This window comes from Embleya sp. L77 (genome assembly GCF_055557415.1).
This window is the reverse complement of sequence record NZ_CM145710.1, coordinates 1,938,989-1,954,701: the sequence shown is the minus strand read 5'-3', so window position 1 is coordinate 1,954,701 and position 15,713 is coordinate 1,938,989. Positions and strand designations below refer to the sequence as shown.

Genomic DNA, 15,713 nt, shown 5'->3' with positions numbered 1-15,713 from the left:
GGATTCCGACCGCCGCCGAGTCGTTCCCGGCCGTCGAAACCTGGGGCACTTCAGGCCGGACCGGAGGGACACCTCCCGCCGAGCCGGGGACCCGGGGACCTGGGGATCCGGGGACCCTTCACGCCGGACCGGGGGACCTTTCACGCCGGACCAACGGGACCCGTCGCGCCGGACCAAGGGGACACTTCACGCCTCACCAGGGGGGAACCTTTACGCCGACCCGGGGGACACTTCACGCCGAGAAGGGGACCATCCACGACACCTCCCGTATCTGTATTGCGCTTGACCGTCCGGATATGCTCCGCCCGTGATCGACTACACGGTTTCCTCGCACATGGCACACGTTGTGCGAGATGCCGCGCTCCGGGCCGGGGTGGCCCACAGTGAACTCGCGCACCTGCCCGGCCTGGAACCCGAGACCCTGGCGGATCCGCTGTTGCGCGTGCCCACCGCGACCCTGATCCGGATGTGGGAGCTGATCGCACACAACACCCCGACGGGTGCGGGCATCCGGGCCGCGGAGACGGCCGCGCGCGGGCGGCTGCACGTCTGGGACTACCTGTTCACCACCGCCGGGACGTTCGCCGAAGGCTGCCGCGACGCGGCCCGCTACCTGCCGACGATGACCGACCCGGGCGTCGAGATGACGGTGATCGAGGAGGACCGGCGGCTGACCATCACCTACGGCATCGCGCTCTACTCGCCGGCCGCGATGACCGCCATCGACGAGTTCGCCATGGCGCTCATGCTCAGGCGGGCCCGGGACGCACGCGGACCGGGGGTGGTCCCGGTCCACGTCGCCCTCGCACACGAGGCCCCGAAGGACCATCGGCACCTGATCGAGGCCTTCGGCACCCGGTCCATCGACTTCGGCACCCGGGCGAACTCGATGACCTTCCTCGATCTGGACGCCGGGCCGCCGCGCCCGGCCGGCCCGGACGACGAGCTCGGCGTGATCCTGCGCCGCTACGCGGACAACATGCTGGAGAACGCCCGTCCCGCATCGGGCTGGCACGGCAGGTTCCGGTCCGAGGTCGCCCACGCCCTGGGCGAGGAACTCAGCCTCGAACTGGTCGCCCAACGCATGGCGATGAGCCCGCGCACCCTACAGCGGCGACTGAGCGACCTGGAGACCACCTGGCGGGACGAGATCGAATCCGTCCGCCACGAACGCGCCGACGCCCTCCTGCGCGAGACCGACCTGCCGATCCAATCCATAGCCGGTCGACTCGGCTACACCGACGCCCGCGCCCTACGCCGCGCCTTCCACCGCTGGACCGGCCAAACCCCCGACGCCTACCGCCGCGCAACAGCCTCCCGCCCATAACACGGGAACCCACCCGACAACGGACGCAACCCCACCCGAGGCCACCACCGCGACCGTCGCCGGCACGGCGCGCGGCCGACGATCACGATGTCGTCCGCGGCCCGTAGGGTCGACCGCCATGGCAGCACTCGGCATCGACGACCCCGTGGCCACCCGCCCGGCCCGGCTCCCCCGCACGTACCTGGTCTGGCTCGCCGGCACCCAGGCCTCGCTCCTGGGCGACGCCGCCCTGTACTTCGCCCTCGGCTGGGCCGCCACCGCACACGGCGGCAGCACCGCGGCACTGGTCCTCACCGCCGTGACGCTGCCACGCACCCTGCTCCTGCTGCTCGGCGGTGCGGTCGGCGACCGGTTCGGCGCACGCCGCGTACAGATCGTCGGCGACGCCGCGATGCTCGTGGTCACGCTCGGACTCGCGATCGTGGCGTACCGGTTCGGCACGCCCGTCTGGCTGCTCGTCACGATCGCCGCGCTGATCGGTGTGGTCGACGCGTTCCATCTGCCGGCCACCGGCTCGATGCCGCGCCGGTTGGTCGGCCCGGCGCAACTCCCGCGGGCCTTGGCCATGCGCCAGGCCGGTGGTCAGATCGCCGCGCTGCTCGGCGCGCCGCTGGGGGCCGTACTCATCGCCTCCGCCGGAGCAGCCGGTGCGGCCCTCCTCGACGCGGCAACCTTCGCGGTCGTCCTGGTCGTACTGGTCTGCATCCGGCCCGCCTTCGACGTCGAACGCGCCCCCCGGGACGAGCGCCTGACGACCGGAGCCGTCGCCGGGGTCAAGCTCGCCTTCGCCGACCCGATCCTGCGCCCCGCACTGCTGATGACCGCCGTCGCGGCCGGATTCCTGCTGCCCGTGGTGTCCCTGTTGAACCCGCTGCTGACGCGCCGCCACGGGTGGGACGCGGGCGCCGCCGGGCTGGTGGCCGGCGGCCAGAGTCTGGGGATGATCGCGGTGGCGCTGCTGATCACCCGCCGGGGCCACATGCAGCGCATCGGCGTGGGCGCGGCCGCGGGGCTGTGCGTCGCCGCGGTCGGGATCGCCGGAGTCGCCTTCGCCCCGACCGTCGTCGTCGCGACGATCGCGGGCATCGTCGTCGGCGTCGGCTCCGGGATGTTCAGCCTGCCACATCGGCCCCTTGGTCCTGACCGGCGTTCCCGACACCCATCTGTCCCGGATGCAGGCACTGCTCACCCTCGTCCAGAGCGCGGCACTGCTCCTGGCCAACAACGCCCTGGGCGCACTCGCCGACGGCACCGGCCCGACGACCGCAACCACTCTGTGCGCCGCCGCGATCGGGGCCGCGGGCGTCGCGGGCCTGCTCAACAGACCGATGCGCGGTCTACTGCGGCCGGAGTAGGGGACGCGTTGTTTTCGGTTCTGTTTCCGGTTCCGTTTCCGTTTCCGCTTCCGCTTCCGCTTCCGCTTCCGGCCAGCTGATCGCGTAGTGCTTGAGGTCGGCGTCCTCTTTGGTCAGCCGCATGCCGACTGCCGTCATCACGTGTTGGGAGGCGATGTTGTCGTGCGCGGTGTCGCCCATTACCCGGGAGACGCCCGCCTCCCGGGCGAAGCGCAGGAGTTCGCGCAGGGCCTCGGTCGCGTAGCCGTGGCCCCGGGCGGCCGGGATCAGGCCGTAGCCGATGGTGACCGTACCGCTCGCATCGGGCGCTCCGTGAAAGCCGAGCCCACCGATCGCTCGTCCGTCGGCGCGGCGGCGGATCTCGTAGTTGCCGAACGGGCCCGGATCACCGTTGCTCGCACACGTGTCGAGGAACCGCCGACCTCCGGCGACGTCGCCCGCTGTCGGATAGCCCGACGCCCAGTGCGCGTCGTCGGCCGGCGTACCGGCCACCACCCGCTCCGTCTCCGCGACCGTCAGCGGATGCAGCACGAGCCGTGTGGTTTCAAGGTCTCCCATGGGGGTCTGGGCTATCACGGCGAAGCACCGTGCCGCATGCGAATTTCGGGCCCGGGATCCCGACGTTGCGCAACGCTCCGGCGCGGCGGCACCCGGGATCCCGGACCCGGTACTCCGGTACTCGGTCGCAGAGCACCGGCCCACTCGACCCACTCGACCACTCAACGACGCGGCTGCCCGGCCCCGGGTGCCCGGCTGCCCGGGCAACCCCCTGCGCGCCCGAGCACGGCGTACCAAGGTGTCGGGCCCTCAGGGGCGAACAGGCGTTCGTCCGTCACTCCTTGCGCGCCACCAGCACCTGCATGCCGCGCCGTCCGGGTTCGTTGCGTTCGAGGGTCAGGCCGACCGCGCGGCAGCGGTCGGCGAGCCAGGTCGGGTCGATCCGGAGCTTGGAGTAGCTGCCGACGTGCTGGGTCCAAGCGGTGCCGTCGTGGATGTGCAGGAGGTCGTATACGAGGACGGTGTCGTCGTCCGGATACTCCAGGAAGCAGGTGAGCACCCGGTTGTCGGTGCTCCGGATCGGGATGAATCGGTCTATTCCGTGCAGGGTTTCGGTCAGATCCCGATACGTGACGACGAGCCGACCGCCGGGCGCGAGGGCCTTCGTGATGTCGCCGAGCAGCGCTGTCACGTCGTCCTTCGAGGGCAGGTGGGTGAGGGTGTCGCCCATGCATACGACGGCTGCGACCTCGCCCGGTGCGGTGAGTCCGGGCAGTACGGTGCGGATGTCCTCGTGAACCGGCTCGATCGCCGGCAATCCGGCCGCGTGTTCGGCGAGTTCGGCAAGCAGGATGCGACTGGTGTCGACCCCGAAGACCCGGGTGAAGCCCAGGCCCGCCAGCGCCAGACTCTGATTGCCCGGCCCACACCCCAGGTCCACCGAGACGGCGGACGACTCCGTCGGCGCGATACCCAGTTCGGCGAGCAACTCGGCCTGCTCGGCGACGATCGGCGCCAGTTCGCCGCCCAACATCCAGGTGTAGTTCTCGGCGAGTAGCCGCTCGTAGTGGTCGGCAGCGGCGCTGGTCATACCGGGACTCCCGTTCGAACGTTCCAGGAAAACTTCGAGACCTACGCGGTGGCGACGAGCGAGGCGCGGGTGAGCACGGCCTGCTCCCCGCTCGTCGGGAGCGCAACGGTGGCGGCGGACACCCAGGTCGGCACGGCCACGAGCACGGGAGTCGGGATCGGCATCAGGATCGGCATCGCGGCCGGAATCGGAGTCGACATCGGCGCCTCGGTCGCGGCAGCGGCGGCGGCAGCCGTACCGGCCACGACCGTCGGCTCCACGGTCGGCGTGTCGACGCCCGCACTCACGACCGCCGGAACGACCGTCGCCGCAACCGCCTTGGGCGTCACCACGAACCGCAGGAACAGGAACCGGGCGATCCCCGCGGCACCGGAGGCCGTCAGGTAGACCGCCTGCTCCTTGAGCACCTCCGGAGCGGGCTGCAGCGCGTGCAGCGCCAGCATCGCGCCGGTGGTGAACAGGTAGGAGACGCCCGCCGAGAGCGCCGACTGCAGGTGGACCCGACCGCGGGCCCGACCCGCGCCGAAGGTGAACCGGCTGTGCAACTCGGTGGCCAGCAGCGTGAAGACCACGGTCACCACGGCGTTGGCGACGACGATGGACATGTGACCGGACAGGGCCACGAGCACCGCGCTCGACGCCAGTCCGGTGCCACCACCGAAGAAAACGAAACGCATGAACGCGGCTACTGTCTCCGACTTGGCTGCGGCGTTCATGGGTCCCCCGGTCGTCTTCTTCGACTGATCCTCGTCTTCGGCTCCTTAAATCTAGGGGCGATGAAGGGGCAGGGAATCAGTCGTGTGTAGGTACTGGTGTTACTGCTTGGGGAGGACCCGCCCCTAGGGGTACTACTCCCGACGACGCACGGAGGGGGTGACAAAAGTACGCCCTCGCTCCTATCCCGAGAGTCACCTACGTCCCCGGGATCAGCACCCACCGACCGGTCGTCCCTCCTCGCCTCGGAACGCCCGCGGCGCGACCGACTGTTCGCTCCAGCCCCGTAAACAGCCCGGTCCACGGGTGCGGCCCGTACGTTGCAAGGGCCTACCGAACCGTTCGGGGCAACGTCGGCGGCCGGTGCGTACGGGCAGCGCCACGCGGAGATCCACGTCGTCCTCGGGACGGGGATCGGCGATCCGTGCAGGGAGTTGCATGTCAGGGTTCGAGTAAGGGGTGTCGCGGTGGGGGCCGGCATCGATGCCGACGCCCCCTGTCCGCGTGTCCGCCCGCGCGATCCGGCCCGCCCCGCACGGTCTTGCCCGCGCGGCCCACCCCCACGGCCGCACCGCCCACGGCCACGGCCACGGCCACGGCGCACGGTCCGCGCAGCCCCCATGATCATCCCGATCCCGCCGCCCGGAGAATTGGCGGGCGGCGTACCGGCCGCCGCACTCGACGAGGAACAAGGAATGAGGAACCCGGCATGCCCTTGAGCGACCTGCCCTTGACCGACCTGGAAGGTTTTCGCCCGGTAGTACCACAACCGGACGACTTCGACGCCTTCTGGGCCCGCACGCTCGCCGAGGCCGACATGCACCCCCTCGACCCGACCTTCACACCCGAGTCCGGCCCGCTGACCGAGGTGGACGTGTACGACGTGTCCTTCGCGGGATACGCCGGTCAGCGCGTACACGCCTGGCTGCTGCTGCCCACCCGTCGAACCGGCCCGCTCCCGTGCGTTGTCGAATTCCCGGGCTACGGCGGCGGACGCGGTCTGCCTCACGAGCAACTCCTCTACGTAGCAGCCGGGTTCGCCTACCTCGTGGTGGATGTACGCGGTCAGGGCGGGGTTTGGCGCAGCGGCGACACCGGCGACGACGCCCCGGCGGGAAGCGGCTCCACACATCCGGGTTTCATGACCCGTGGCATCACCGACCCGGACCTGTACTACTACCGCCGGGTGTTCGTGGACGCGGTACGCGCCATCGCCACGGCCCGCAACCACCCGGCCATCGATCCGACCCGGATCGCGATGGTCGGCGAGAGTCAGGGCGGCGGCATCGCGCTCGCCGCATCCGGCCTGGTCCCCGACCTGACCGCGGTGGTGGCCGAAGTCCCGTTCCTGTGCCACTTTCGGCGGGGCGCCGACATCGCCTCGACCGGCCCGTACGGCGAACTCGCCCGCTACCTCGCGGCCCACCGCGACCACACCGACCAAGTGTTCCGCACACTGGGCTACTTCGACGCGGTCAACCACGTCACCCGCGCAACCGCACCGGCGTTGTTCAGCGTGGCGCTGATGGACACCACCTGCCCGCCGTCCACGGTATTCACCGCCTACAACCACTACCCGGCGGCCAAGCGGATCGAGGTCTACCCCTTCAACGACCACGAAGGCGGCGGCGCCTTCCAGGACGGGGTACGTCTGACCTACCTCCACACCGCCTTCAACGCCTGATCGCCAGTCGGGCACGCCATCGAAATCCGGGCCGCGTCACGTCCCCCGTCCCGCCACCGGCCCGGCCCGGCCACACGGCCTTGCAACCGGAGCCCGAACCGGGAAGCAACCAGCGAACCACCCCCAAGGCCAACGGCATCCCGACCCCGCACAACGTCGGAGCGCGTCCGCGAACCGGGTCGCCGAGTGGGCGGGGGCGGGTCGGCGAGTGGGCGGGGGCGGGTCGGCGAGTGGGCGGGTAAGCGAGTAGGCAGGTCGGCGGGTAAGGGGTTTGCCGAACCGCCGGGTGGCGGCCGTCCGAATCATGGCGTCAGTGGTGGGGCCCGTGTCGGCCGAGGGTCTCCACCGGGGTCGCGTCGGGGCGGGTCCACTGCGGCACGGGGCGGCTGGTCGGGCCCCAGGTGGCGTTCCCGTCGTGGTCCGAACGCCAGTACCAACACGGGCTGTGCCCCTCGGGCCGGCCCTCCGGGTTGTCCTCCCACGCCTCGCCGCGGCCGTAGGGCGTCATGTCGAGCAGGCCGAAGGACCCGGTGACCGGCTCGTTGCCACGGCTCGTCGTGGAGTAGGTGAGGAAGGCACGGTCGCCGTCGCGCAGGAAAGCGGTGACGAAACCCATGGGGCCGCCGACCGGCCCCTCCACCTCGCGCACCGAATACCAGGGCTGGGTGTAGCCCATGAACTCGACATAGGAGGCCACCTCGTCCCAACGGCCCGTGGTCAGGATGGCGAACGAAACGCCGCGGGCGTTGAGGTAGACGGCGTCCTTCAGTTGCCAGGCCACGGTGGTGCAGCCCTCGCACTGCCCCTGGTGCGGCGCGCCGTCGTACCACATGTGCTTGTAGACCACGAGTTCGTCGCGGCCCTGGAACAGGTCCAGGAACGGGACCGGGCCGTCGGGCCCGACCACCTCGACCGTCCCGTCGAACTCCACCATCGGCAGCCGGCGCCGGGCCGCGGCCAGGGCGTCGCCTTCGCGGGTGTGGGCCTTCTCCCGGACCAGCAGCTCGTCACGGGCGGCCTGCCAGGTGGCCGGATCGACGACGGGCGGGCGGCCGGGCAGCGCGGCGGCCGGGTCACTCGGCGTGTTCGTCATGGTGTCCTCCGTGGTGTCTCGTGCCGGGTGGCGCCGTCCGACGTCCTACAGCCGCTCGGTCGACGTCCTGCAACGGTCACCGGAACAGACTCCCCACCCGGCCGAAACTCATCGGCCTCGGGCCGACGGGTGCACAGAGGCGCTTTCGATGCCGAGGATGGCGGCGCACTCGACGCGCCGACGGCAAGCGGGCACGGTGCCCCGGTCGGGTCGGGATCCCGATCGGGGCCCTCCGGCGCGGCGGTTCAGCCGCAGCAGCCGCCCGCCGATTCGCCGGCGCCCGCGGCGACGGGCACGCCGGAATCGGTGCCGGCGGGGAGGCAGCAGGCACTGTCGGTGTCCTTGGTCAGGGTGTCGGCGTCGCCCTTGACGACGTAGACCTCCCACGGCTCGTTCCCGGGGCCGTGCACCCACACCTTGTCCTGCACGGCGTAGCAGCAGGAGGTGTCGTTCTCCTCCAGGGTGATCAGACCGGACTCGCTCAGCCGGGCGGTGGCGGCGTCGACCTCGTCGGTGGTCTCGACCTCGACGCCGAGGTGGTCCATGACGGTGTCCTGACCGGCTTCGCCCTGGATGAGGACGAGCTTGAGGGGCGGGGTGGCGATGGCGAAGTTGGCATAGCCCTCGCGGAGCTTGGCGGGCGCGGTACCGAAGAGCTTGGTGTAGAAGGCGATCGAGGCGTCGAGGTCGCCGACGCGCAGGGCGAGTTGGGCGCGGGACATGGTGATTCCTCCGGGCTTGGGGCCGGTCACGGGGATGCGCGGCGAAGGGCCGCATCCCTGCTTCGACGGTTGTCGATACAGAAGAGCTTGGCTCCTGGATCGACATCTGTCAATATCGACGTATGTCGAATCAGATGGCGGTCGAGACGGTCGGACCAAGCGCGGCGCCGTGCTGCCCTCCGGTGGCGCGCGAGCCGCTGGCCGCACCGGCGGCCGAGCGGTACGCGGCGATGTTCAAGGCACTGGGCGACCCGGTCCGACTGCGGCTGTTCTCGATGATCGCCTCACGCGGCGGGGACGAGGTGTGCGTGTGCGACATCCTCGACGTCGGGGTCTCCCAGCCCACGGTCAGCCACCATCTGAAGAAGCTGCGCGAGGCCGGGCTGATCACCGGCGAGCGGCGCGGGACGTGGGTGTACTACCGGCCCGTCGCCGGGACCACGTCCGCACTGTCCGCGCTGCTGGCCGCGGACGTCTGACCGGCGGGCGCGTGCGACCGGCCGTTGCGTGCGACTGCGGGTGCGGCCGGCCGGACGTTACGGCCGGCGGCAGTTGCGGTGCGACCAGCCGTTGCAACCGGCCGCAGTTGCGGTACGACCGGCCGTTGCGACCGGCCGGTCACCCGGCCGCCGGTGCCTGGTCCCGCTGCGCGCGGCGCCCCAGCGCCAGGGAGACGTAGACCAGCGCGACCAGGACGGGCACCTCGATCAGCGGCCCCACCACGCCGGCCAGGGCCTGTCCGGACGTGACGCCGAAGGTGCCGATGGCCACCGCGATGGCCAGCTCGAAGTTGTTGCCCGCCGCGGTGAACGCCAGCGTCGCGGTGCGGTCGTACGGGAGGCCGATGCCGCGCCCGATGGCGTACGAGCCGAACCACATCACGGCGAAGTACACGAGCAGGGGCAGCGCGATCCGCGCGACGTCCCCGGGCTCGTCGGTGATGGTGTCGCCCTGGAGGGCGAACAGGACCACGATCGTGAACAGCAGCCCGTACAGGGCGACCGGTCCGATCCTCGGGAGGAACCTGTTCTCGTACCAGTCGCGGCCCTTCGCCCGCTCGCCCTGACGACGGGTCAGGAACCCGGCCAGGAGCGGGATGCCGAGGAAGACGATCACGTTGAGGGCGATTTTTCGGAACGACACGTCCAGGTGTTCGCCGTCGCCGAGTCCGAGCCGGCCGGGAAGCACTTCGAGGTAGAACCAGCCCAGGACGCCGAACATGACGACCTGGAAAACCGAGTTGAGCGCGACCAGGACTGCGGCGGCCTCGCGGTCACCGCACGCGAGGTCGTTCCAGATGATCACCATGGCGATGCATCGCGCGAGGCCGACGATGATCAACCCGGTGCGGTACTCGGGCAGGTCGGCCAGGAAGATCCAGGCCAGGGCGAACATGACCGCCGGGCCGACGATCCAGTTCACCACCAGCGACGACGCCATGAGCTTGCGGTCGCCGGTGACGGTGTCGAGCCGGTCGTAACGCACCTTCGCCAGGACCGGGTACATCATCAGCAGCAGCCCCAGGGCGATCGGCAGCGAGATCCCGCCGACCTCGACCTCGGCCAGCACGTCGTCCATGCCGGGGACGGCCTTGCCCAGGCCGATGCCGATCGCCATCGCCAGGCCGATCCACACGGGCAGGTACCGGTCGAGGGTGGAGAGCTTGCCGGCGACCGCGACGGACCCGTCGGGCGTGCCCGATCGGTGGTCGGTGGCGGTCATCGGACGGGCCCGTACGGCGCGTGCGGCCGGTTGTCGGTGGCGGTCATCAGCAGGGCCTCTTCCGGGCGTTGGCGACGGTGTCGCGTGCGGTGTCCGCGAGTTCGCCCAGGGCGGCGGCGACGGCACCGATGCCCTCGGGCCTGAGCCGGTAGTAGACGAACCGCCCGCACGGCTCGGTGTCGACCAGGCCCGCCTCGCGCAGGACCTTGAGGTGGTTGGACAGATTCGTCTGTTTGGCGCCGGTCTCCTCGATCAGGTGGCACACGCACAGCGACTCGCCCGCCAGCAGCCTCACGATCCGTAGCCGCAGCGGGTCCGCCAACACTCTCAACACATCAGCATCGACTGACATCATCATGGGCTGATACGTTACCGGCGCCGGGTGCGGAAGCGAACCCCGCCCCCGCCGCCCCCTGCCGTTCCGCCGCTCCCCGCCGGCCGCGCCACGCGTCGTCGGCACGTCCCCGGAAGGACCTCCCCGTGGTCGAGAAGCCGTCCGTGTTGTTCGTCTGTGTCCACAACGCCGGCCGCTCCCAGATGGCCGCCGGCTTTCTCGAACACCTCGGGGCCGGCCGCGTCGAGGTCCGTTCCGCCGGCTCGATCCCCGGCGAGCGGGTCAACCCGGCCGCCGTCGAGGCCATGAACGAGGTCGGCATCGACATCTCCGCCGCGACGCCGAAGATCCTGACCCCCGACGCGGTGCGGGCGTCCGACGTGGTGATCACCATGGGCTGCGGCGATACCTGCCCGGTCTTCCCCGGCAAGCGATACCTCGACTGGGCCCTCGACGACCCCGCCGGCCGGGGCGTCGAGGCCGTACGCCCGATCCGCGACGAGATCGAACGCCGCGTCCGCGCACTCGTCGACGAACTCCTGCCCACCCGCTGACCACCCCGGGGCGGCGCGGCCCTTCCGCAACCCGCATTCATCGACTATCGTCGATTGACGATGAATGAAACCGCGCCGCGCCCCCGGACCCTTGATGCCGACACCGCGACGACCTACGCGACCTGGTTCAAGGCACTCGCCGACCCCACCCGGGTGCGCCTGCTCAACCTCCTGGCCGTCGAGCGCCGACCGATGAGCGTCGGCGAGATCGTCGAACGCTCCGAGGTCGGCCAGTCCACCGTCTCGCATCACCTCAAGCAGCTCGCCGAGGTGCGGTTCGTCCTCACCGACAAACGCGGCACATCCGTGTACTACCGGGTCAATGCCGCGTGTCTGTCCTGCTTCCCCACCGCCGCCGACGCCGTCATGGGCCACCCCGTCCCGGACCCGGCCGCCACACCGTGCGAGGAAACACCATGAGCGACAGCATCCCGGCCGACCTCTCCCCGGACGCCATCCACGATCGCTACGCTGCCGCCGCCCGCCGAGCCGCCGCCGGCGAGCACCTCACCGACCCGTGCGACACCGACCGCTTCGGCCCCGCCCTCTACGACGACACCACGCACGTACCCGCGGGCGCCGCCGCCGCGAGCCTGGGCTGCGGCAATCCGCTCGCCGTCGCCGATCTGCACGAGGGCGAGACCGTCCTGGACCTGGGCTCCGGCGCGGGCCTGGACGTCCTGCTCTCCGCCCGCCGGGTCGGCCCCACCGGCCGCGCCATCGGCCTGGACATGACCGACGAAATGCTCGATCTCGCCCGCCGCCACGCGGCCGAAGCAGGCGCCGACAACGTCGAGTTCCTGCGCGGCCGCATCGAGGACATCCCCCTGCCCGACGCGTCCGTGGACGTCGTCGTCTCCAACTGCGTCATCACCCTGTCACCCGACAAACCGAGGGTGTTCGCCGAGATCACCCGCGTCCTGCGGCCCGGCGGCCGACTCGGCGTCAGCGACCTGATCGCCGACACCGAACCCGACGCCCGCTCGAACCCGGCCGACCCGACCGGCTGCCTCGCCGGCGCCATCACCGCGACCACCTACACCGCGATGCTCCGCGCAGCCGGCCTGGACGGCATCACCGTCACCCCCACCCACGAGGCCGCCCCGGGCATCCACGCCGCAATCATCCAGGCCCACCGCCCCCACCCCCACCCGACCTGAGCCCGACCCCGCACCCGCACCCGCACCGGATCCCCAATGCGGCACGGCGACCTGCGGGGCTGCGCCGGCCGAAGGCGATGACACGGCAGTGCGACGACCTCGCCGGTCAGGCGTGGAGGTGCAGCCAGGTATCACCGGCGCGAAGCCACAGCACACCGTCCCGCCCCTGACCACACCCCAGGACAACGCGACCGGGCGTTCGGATCCTGCGCACTTCGACGGTCTCCCATGCGGTTCCGGTCAGTTCGGCGCGGGTGACGTGTGTGGAACGCCGGTTGTGGTCACGTTTGGTCAGCAGCATGCGGTTGCCGTGAACGGCGAGCCCGTCCGGTGCGGTCACCGGGCTGGGCCAACTGGTCACGACTCCGGTGGCTGGGGTGATCCGGGTGAGGAACGTGCCACCGTGTCGGGTGCCGGAGTACCAGGCCAACCACACATGGTCCCGTTCGGTCGCGGCCGCGCAGCCTTCGAGCGGGGTGTCGGGAAGTCGGCCTTCCGGCGCCCAAGTTGCCAGGCCGTCGGGATTCCAGCCGGCGAGCCCGGCTGCCGATTCGGGGTGTCCTCCGTAGATGCCTTCGTCGCCGTAGGCCGTCCAGATCGCCCCACGGGCGTCGGTCGTCAGCACGGGGATGTCGTCGCCGATACAGAACTCGCGCTCCGGCTCTCCATCAGGTGAGTACACCGTCGCGCTCGGCGCCCAGACGCCCTGTCCGTCGTGGCTCGCGCGACCGCCGACCAGCAGAATCCGAGAGCCTGGCAACAGGGCGATGTGACTGGGGCGGACCTGGAGGTCCTCGAGACGCCGACGCCGAACGCTCCCGTCCGCGCTGCGTATCACCAACATGCCGTCGAACGGCATGGACGGGGTCCAACCCACCCAGCCCTTGACGTAGCGACTCCGCTGCAGGTGCCGTCGATGGACCAGCAGGACCGCGAGTTCGCCGCTCGGCCCGACACTCCACCACAGAGCACGTCGCCGGCTGCCCCGGACATCGGCAAAGGCCGGACGCCATACCTTCCGCACCACGATGGCTGTCGCCATGCATGCCCCCGCTTGACCCTCGGCACCCCGGCGGTGCAACCCGGAGGAGCCTAGCGCCGTAAGAGGCTCCTGCCGACGGGACGCACGACACACCGACACCACGAACCGATCGGGTCACAGCCCATCAAGGGCTGTCCTGCAACGGCCGGCCCGCTGGGCTGCCGGCATGATCTCGGCGGGGTCAGCGAACTTGCGCAGCGGGGTTCCGCGAAGTATGTCCTCTTTGATGTTGGACGGGACGTTGACCGACGCGGTGGCCAACCAGCGCCATATCTGGGAGACATGGGCGGCGCGTTACGGACTCGACCCGGCCGCGGTCCACCAAGTGGCGCTGCGAACACGGCCATTGGAGACCTTCGCAGCGGTGGCCCCGGAGCAGGATCCACGGGGATGCCCGCGATGTGGAAGCCGGCCCTGCGAGAAGGGATGACGCGATGACGTTGCATTCCGATGTGGCCGAGTTGCTGGCGGGGGTCGGCATCATCGACGTGGACGTCGACGATGCCGTCGCGGACGAGCACGTGCGATCGTCCGCGTACCGACGCGTCGTCGTGGTGACCGCTTCCTCGCCGAGCCGCGACCGAGACCGCGCGATCGTGGCCACGATCCTGCGCGACCCCATGGAGATGGTGTCCAAGTCGGCGGTGGTCGACCTCGTGGACAGGATCGCGATGAGAGCGACCGGTCCTGCCGAGTTCCGACAGTGGTCGGCCGAAATACTTCCAGAGATCGTCCGGCTCAAGACGCAGGACTACCGCGAGTTCATCCGCCGCCGCGTCCACGACTGGCTGTTCCATCTGTCCATCGAGGACGGTCACGTGCCGACATCGGTCGAGTTGGCGCAGGTCGCGGACTGGATGCAGCGCCTCCTCGCCGAGAAGTCGACGTCGCCGGCGGTCCTCGCCCTGCTCGCCGAGTCCGGCAGCAGAAGGAAGATTCGAAACATCGCGAAGAACCGAGCCGGAAGCCGCAAGTTTAGAACGCGATGAGTCGGTAAGCGGGATCGGCCGGCGCGCCGACTGCCTCACCCACTGGTCCGCCGGGACCGGGATCACCGCACCGATGCCGCACTTGCGCAGGTGGTTCGGGGTCGGCCGGCCGTTGCCCGGCGCGCGCCTGCGCAAGCTCGGCCTCGCCGGATAGCCGACGAGTTCGCGCAGCGGCCGACCGCATCCGCCTCCGCATCGAGTCGAAGATCACTTTGCGGGACAACCATTGGACGATGCTTCGCACCACACCCCATCGACCCGCGCACCGCCGGCCGGCGTCCGGCGCCCGGCGCCCGGCACGAATGTGGGGCGCGAGCAGGCGGATCAGTCTGTGCGGGGCCCGGTTTCGCCGGCCAGTGGCGGCAGCTCGACGGTGTCTGCCGCGGGCGGCGCGGTGACGTCGACCGGTTTGCCGAGGTCGGACCAGTTGATGGTGCCGTACTCGGGATCCGTCAGCCGGACGGGGACCGGATTGCCCGTGGCGGGCACGTACAACCGCGATTCGGTGCCGTCGTCGCCGTTGGGGACGGCCACGACGATCGTTCGCGTACCACCGAGGGACTCCTCCGAGCGTCGTTGCGTGTCGGAGTTCCAGTCCGAGACGACCGTCGCGACGTTGCCGTACTCCGCGGTCTCGGTGACGTCCTCGAAACGCGAGTTGTTCACCTTGATCCGGACGTACTTGTCATGGAGCAGGGCTGCGGCATTCGGGTCGGTGACTCTGCCGGAGGCCGTCCAGTAGTTCCCGGTGGCCTTGAGGTACAGGTCCGGGCCGATCCGACGCAGGTCCAGCCGATGTTCGCCGTAGGTCATGGAACCGACGTAGTTCTTCCCGCGGTGGTCGTAACGAAGGTCGAAGCGAATACGCGTGTCCCGGTGCGAGGATCGGATGTCCCCGACGGCACGCACGGTCGAGATCCCGGTGCCCGCCGCCTGGATCTTCGCCTTCAGCGCCGTGTCGTCGAGCTTCGTGTTGTCCTCGCCGGGATCACCGACCGGGGCAACGGTGGGGGCAACGGTGGGGGCACCGGTAGGGCCGACGGCCGACGGGGTGCCGACGGCCGCCTTCGAGGTCGAGGTCGAATCGTTCCCGCACCCGGCCGCGAGCAGAATTCCGACCAGTACCGTGAGGCCAAGGCTGTACTGCCGTGTACGCAATTCATCGCTCCCGGGTGGATCCGTGTCGGCGTCGACCCGACGGTGTTCGGGCCCGCTCGGCACTCCGACGCACCCCGAAGAATTCCGGTTCCCACCGCCGCGGCAAGGGCCGGCCCCCAGCCGGTGCCGGGCGCCGCGATCCCGTGAAGGCTTCCGGTCACAGCACCCGTGCTCCCCCGCCGGGTCGCATCTCGGGTGCCATTCCGGTCAACGGCCGCGCCGCACCCCGAACAAGCCGTCTCGCAGCTCCAGTTCCGCTGTCGCCGGCGAA

General features: G+C 70.5%; 17 protein-coding genes and 1 pseudogene. 9 read left to right on the top strand and 9 right to left on the bottom strand.

The features are described from left to right. Nucleotides 1-307 precede the first annotated feature (307 nt). Both ACZOOI_RS38480 and ACZOOI_RS38475 read left to right on the top strand, forming a co-directional pair. A complete protein-coding gene (locus tag ACZOOI_RS38480; protein ID WP_465281459.1) occupies nt 308-1,327 on the top strand; it encodes a helix-turn-helix domain-containing protein in 1,020 nt (339 codons plus the stop codon). Between the two features lie 118 nt (nt 1,328-1,445). Beyond that, nucleotides 1,446-2,762, top strand: a complete 1,317-nt coding sequence (locus ACZOOI_RS38475; protein ID WP_465281458.1) for an MFS transporter — start codon at nt 1,446-1,448, stop codon at nt 2,760-2,762. Here the strand turns inward: ACZOOI_RS38475 and ACZOOI_RS38470 are convergent. The 3 genes from ACZOOI_RS38470 to ACZOOI_RS38460 form a co-directional block, all read right to left on the bottom strand. Continuing rightward, the gene (locus ACZOOI_RS38470) at nt 2,665-3,240 is read right to left on the bottom strand and encodes a GNAT family N-acetyltransferase (RefSeq protein ID WP_465281457.1); all 576 of its coding nucleotides are present in this window, start codon (nt 3,238-3,240) and stop codon (nt 2,665-2,667) included. The genes ACZOOI_RS38475 and ACZOOI_RS38470 overlap by 98 nt on opposite strands. A gap of 274 nt (nt 3,241-3,514) precedes the next feature. Next, on the bottom strand, nt 3,515-4,270 hold the full coding sequence (locus ACZOOI_RS38465) for a class I SAM-dependent methyltransferase (protein ID WP_465281456.1): 756 nt from the start codon (nt 4,268-4,270) through the stop codon (nt 3,515-3,517). Between the two features lie 41 nt (nt 4,271-4,311). Continuing rightward, nucleotides 4,312-4,947, bottom strand: coding sequence for a GtrA domain-containing protein (locus ACZOOI_RS38460; RefSeq protein WP_465281455.1), 636 nt, complete (start codon nt 4,945-4,947; stop codon nt 4,312-4,314). A 746-nt stretch (nt 4,948-5,693) separates the two neighbouring features. On the opposite strand from ACZOOI_RS38460, the gene ACZOOI_RS38455 reads away from it, so the two are divergent. Next, nucleotides 5,694-6,668 carry an acetylxylan esterase gene (locus ACZOOI_RS38455; protein WP_465281454.1) on the top strand — a complete coding sequence of 325 codons (975 nt, stop codon included), beginning with the start codon at nt 5,694-5,696 and terminating at the stop codon, nt 6,666-6,668. A gap of 310 nt (nt 6,669-6,978) precedes the next feature. Here the strand turns inward: ACZOOI_RS38455 and ACZOOI_RS38450 are convergent, their stop codons facing one another. Together ACZOOI_RS38450 and ACZOOI_RS38445 are read right to left on the bottom strand one after the other, a co-directional pair. Continuing rightward, nucleotides 6,979-7,761 carry a DUF899 family protein gene (locus ACZOOI_RS38450; protein WP_465281453.1) on the bottom strand — a complete coding sequence of 261 codons (783 nt, stop codon included), beginning with the start codon at nt 7,759-7,761 and terminating at the stop codon, nt 6,979-6,981. Between the two features lie 245 nt (nt 7,762-8,006). Next, on the bottom strand, nt 8,007-8,483 hold the full coding sequence (locus ACZOOI_RS38445; RefSeq protein ID WP_465281452.1) for an ArsI/CadI family heavy metal resistance metalloenzyme: 477 nt from the start codon (nt 8,481-8,483) through the stop codon (nt 8,007-8,009). Between the two features lie 122 nt (nt 8,484-8,605). On the opposite strand from ACZOOI_RS38445, the gene ACZOOI_RS38440 reads away from it, so the two are divergent. Beyond that, nucleotides 8,606-8,962 (top strand): ArsR/SmtB family transcription factor, encoded by a 357-nt coding sequence (locus ACZOOI_RS38440; protein WP_465281451.1) that lies wholly within the window; start codon nt 8,606-8,608, stop codon nt 8,960-8,962. A 139-nt stretch (nt 8,963-9,101) separates the two neighbouring features. Here the strand turns inward: ACZOOI_RS38440 and arsB are convergent, their stop codons facing one another. Together arsB and ACZOOI_RS38430 are read right to left on the bottom strand one after the other, a co-directional pair. After that, complete coding sequence (arsB, locus tag ACZOOI_RS38435) at nt 9,102-10,205, bottom strand: ACR3 family arsenite efflux transporter (protein ID WP_465281450.1); 1,104 nt, start codon at nt 10,203-10,205, stop codon at nt 9,102-9,104. A 46-nt stretch (nt 10,206-10,251) separates the two neighbouring features. Next, complete coding sequence (locus ACZOOI_RS38430; RefSeq protein WP_465281449.1) at nt 10,252-10,563, bottom strand: ArsR/SmtB family transcription factor; 312 nt, start codon at nt 10,561-10,563, stop codon at nt 10,252-10,254. Nucleotides 10,564-10,685: 122 nt separating this feature from the next. Between ACZOOI_RS38430 and ACZOOI_RS38425 the strand changes: the two genes are divergently transcribed. The 3 genes from ACZOOI_RS38425 to ACZOOI_RS38415 are packed head-to-tail and all read left to right on the top strand — an operon-like array spanning nt 10,686 to nt 12,253. Then, nucleotides 10,686-11,093 (top strand): arsenate reductase ArsC, encoded by a 408-nt coding sequence (locus tag ACZOOI_RS38425; protein WP_465281448.1) that lies wholly within the window; start codon nt 10,686-10,688, stop codon nt 11,091-11,093. A gap of 60 nt (nt 11,094-11,153) precedes the next feature. Then, the gene (locus ACZOOI_RS38420; protein ID WP_465281447.1) at nt 11,154-11,513 is read left to right on the top strand and encodes an ArsR/SmtB family transcription factor; all 360 of its coding nucleotides are present in this window, start codon (nt 11,154-11,156) and stop codon (nt 11,511-11,513) included. After that, the gene (locus tag ACZOOI_RS38415) at nt 11,510-12,253 is read left to right on the top strand and encodes a methyltransferase domain-containing protein (protein WP_465281446.1); all 744 of its coding nucleotides are present in this window, start codon (nt 11,510-11,512) and stop codon (nt 12,251-12,253) included. The genes ACZOOI_RS38420 and ACZOOI_RS38415 overlap by 4 nt, the downstream gene beginning before the upstream one ends. Before the next feature lie 106 nt (nt 12,254-12,359). Here ACZOOI_RS38415 and ACZOOI_RS38410 read toward each other — a convergent pair whose 3' ends face one another. Further along, nucleotides 12,360-13,295 carry a hypothetical protein gene (locus ACZOOI_RS38410; RefSeq protein WP_465281445.1) on the bottom strand — a complete coding sequence of 312 codons (936 nt, stop codon included), beginning with the start codon at nt 13,293-13,295 and terminating at the stop codon, nt 12,360-12,362. Nucleotides 13,296-13,448: 153 nt separating this feature from the next. On the opposite strand from ACZOOI_RS38410, the pseudogene ACZOOI_RS38405 reads away from it, so the two are divergent. Together ACZOOI_RS38405 and ACZOOI_RS38400 are read left to right on the top strand one after the other, a co-directional pair. Beyond that, nucleotides 13,449-13,689, top strand: a pseudogene (locus ACZOOI_RS38405) (hypothetical protein); the annotation flags it as partial. A 40-nt stretch (nt 13,690-13,729) separates the two neighbouring features. Further along, the gene (locus ACZOOI_RS38400) at nt 13,730-14,284 is read left to right on the top strand and encodes a hypothetical protein (protein ID WP_465281444.1); all 555 of its coding nucleotides are present in this window, start codon (nt 13,730-13,732) and stop codon (nt 14,282-14,284) included. 324 nt (nt 14,285-14,608) lie between these two features. Here ACZOOI_RS38400 and ACZOOI_RS38395 read toward each other — a convergent pair whose 3' ends face one another. After that, nucleotides 14,609-15,442 (bottom strand): hypothetical protein, encoded by an 834-nt coding sequence (locus ACZOOI_RS38395; protein WP_465281443.1) that lies wholly within the window; start codon nt 15,440-15,442, stop codon nt 14,609-14,611. Between the last annotated feature and the right edge of the window lie 271 nt (nt 15,443-15,713).

Excerpts from the sequence above, each read along its gene's own strand:
- ACZOOI_RS38415 (WP_465281446.1), top strand. The coding sequence starts at position 11,510 with ATGAGCGACAGCATCCCGGCCGACCTCTCCCCGGACGCCATCCACGAT.
- ACZOOI_RS38445 (WP_465281452.1), bottom strand. The coding sequence starts at position 8,483 with ATGTCCCGCGCCCAACTCGCCCTGCGCGTCGGCGACCTCGACGCCTCG.
- ACZOOI_RS38465 (WP_465281456.1), bottom strand. The coding sequence starts at position 4,270 with ATGACCAGCGCCGCTGCCGACCACTACGAGCGGCTACTCGCCGAGAAC.
- ACZOOI_RS38455 (WP_465281454.1), top strand. The coding sequence starts at position 5,694 with ATGCCCTTGAGCGACCTGCCCTTGACCGACCTGGAAGGTTTTCGCCCG.
- ACZOOI_RS38470 (WP_465281457.1), bottom strand. The coding sequence starts at position 3,240 with ATGGGAGACCTTGAAACCACACGGCTCGTGCTGCATCCGCTGACGGTC.
- ACZOOI_RS38410 (WP_465281445.1), bottom strand. The coding sequence starts at position 13,295 with ATGGCGACAGCCATCGTGGTGCGGAAGGTATGGCGTCCGGCCTTTGCC.
- ACZOOI_RS38460 (WP_465281455.1), bottom strand. The coding sequence starts at position 4,947 with ATGCGTTTCGTTTTCTTCGGTGGTGGCACCGGACTGGCGTCGAGCGCG.
- ACZOOI_RS38400 (WP_465281444.1), top strand. The coding sequence starts at position 13,730 with ATGACGTTGCATTCCGATGTGGCCGAGTTGCTGGCGGGGGTCGGCATC.
- ACZOOI_RS38450 (WP_465281453.1), bottom strand. The coding sequence starts at position 7,761 with ATGACGAACACGCCGAGTGACCCGGCCGCCGCGCTGCCCGGCCGCCCG.
- arsB (WP_465281450.1), bottom strand. The coding sequence starts at position 10,205 with ATGACCGCCACCGACCACCGATCGGGCACGCCCGACGGGTCCGTCGCG.
- ACZOOI_RS38420 (WP_465281447.1), top strand. The coding sequence starts at position 11,154 with ATGAATGAAACCGCGCCGCGCCCCCGGACCCTTGATGCCGACACCGCG.
- ACZOOI_RS38475 (WP_465281458.1), top strand. The coding sequence starts at position 1,446 with ATGGCAGCACTCGGCATCGACGACCCCGTGGCCACCCGCCCGGCCCGG.
- ACZOOI_RS38440 (WP_465281451.1), top strand. The coding sequence starts at position 8,606 with ATGTCGAATCAGATGGCGGTCGAGACGGTCGGACCAAGCGCGGCGCCG.
- ACZOOI_RS38430 (WP_465281449.1), bottom strand. The coding sequence starts at position 10,563 with ATGATGATGTCAGTCGATGCTGATGTGTTGAGAGTGTTGGCGGACCCG.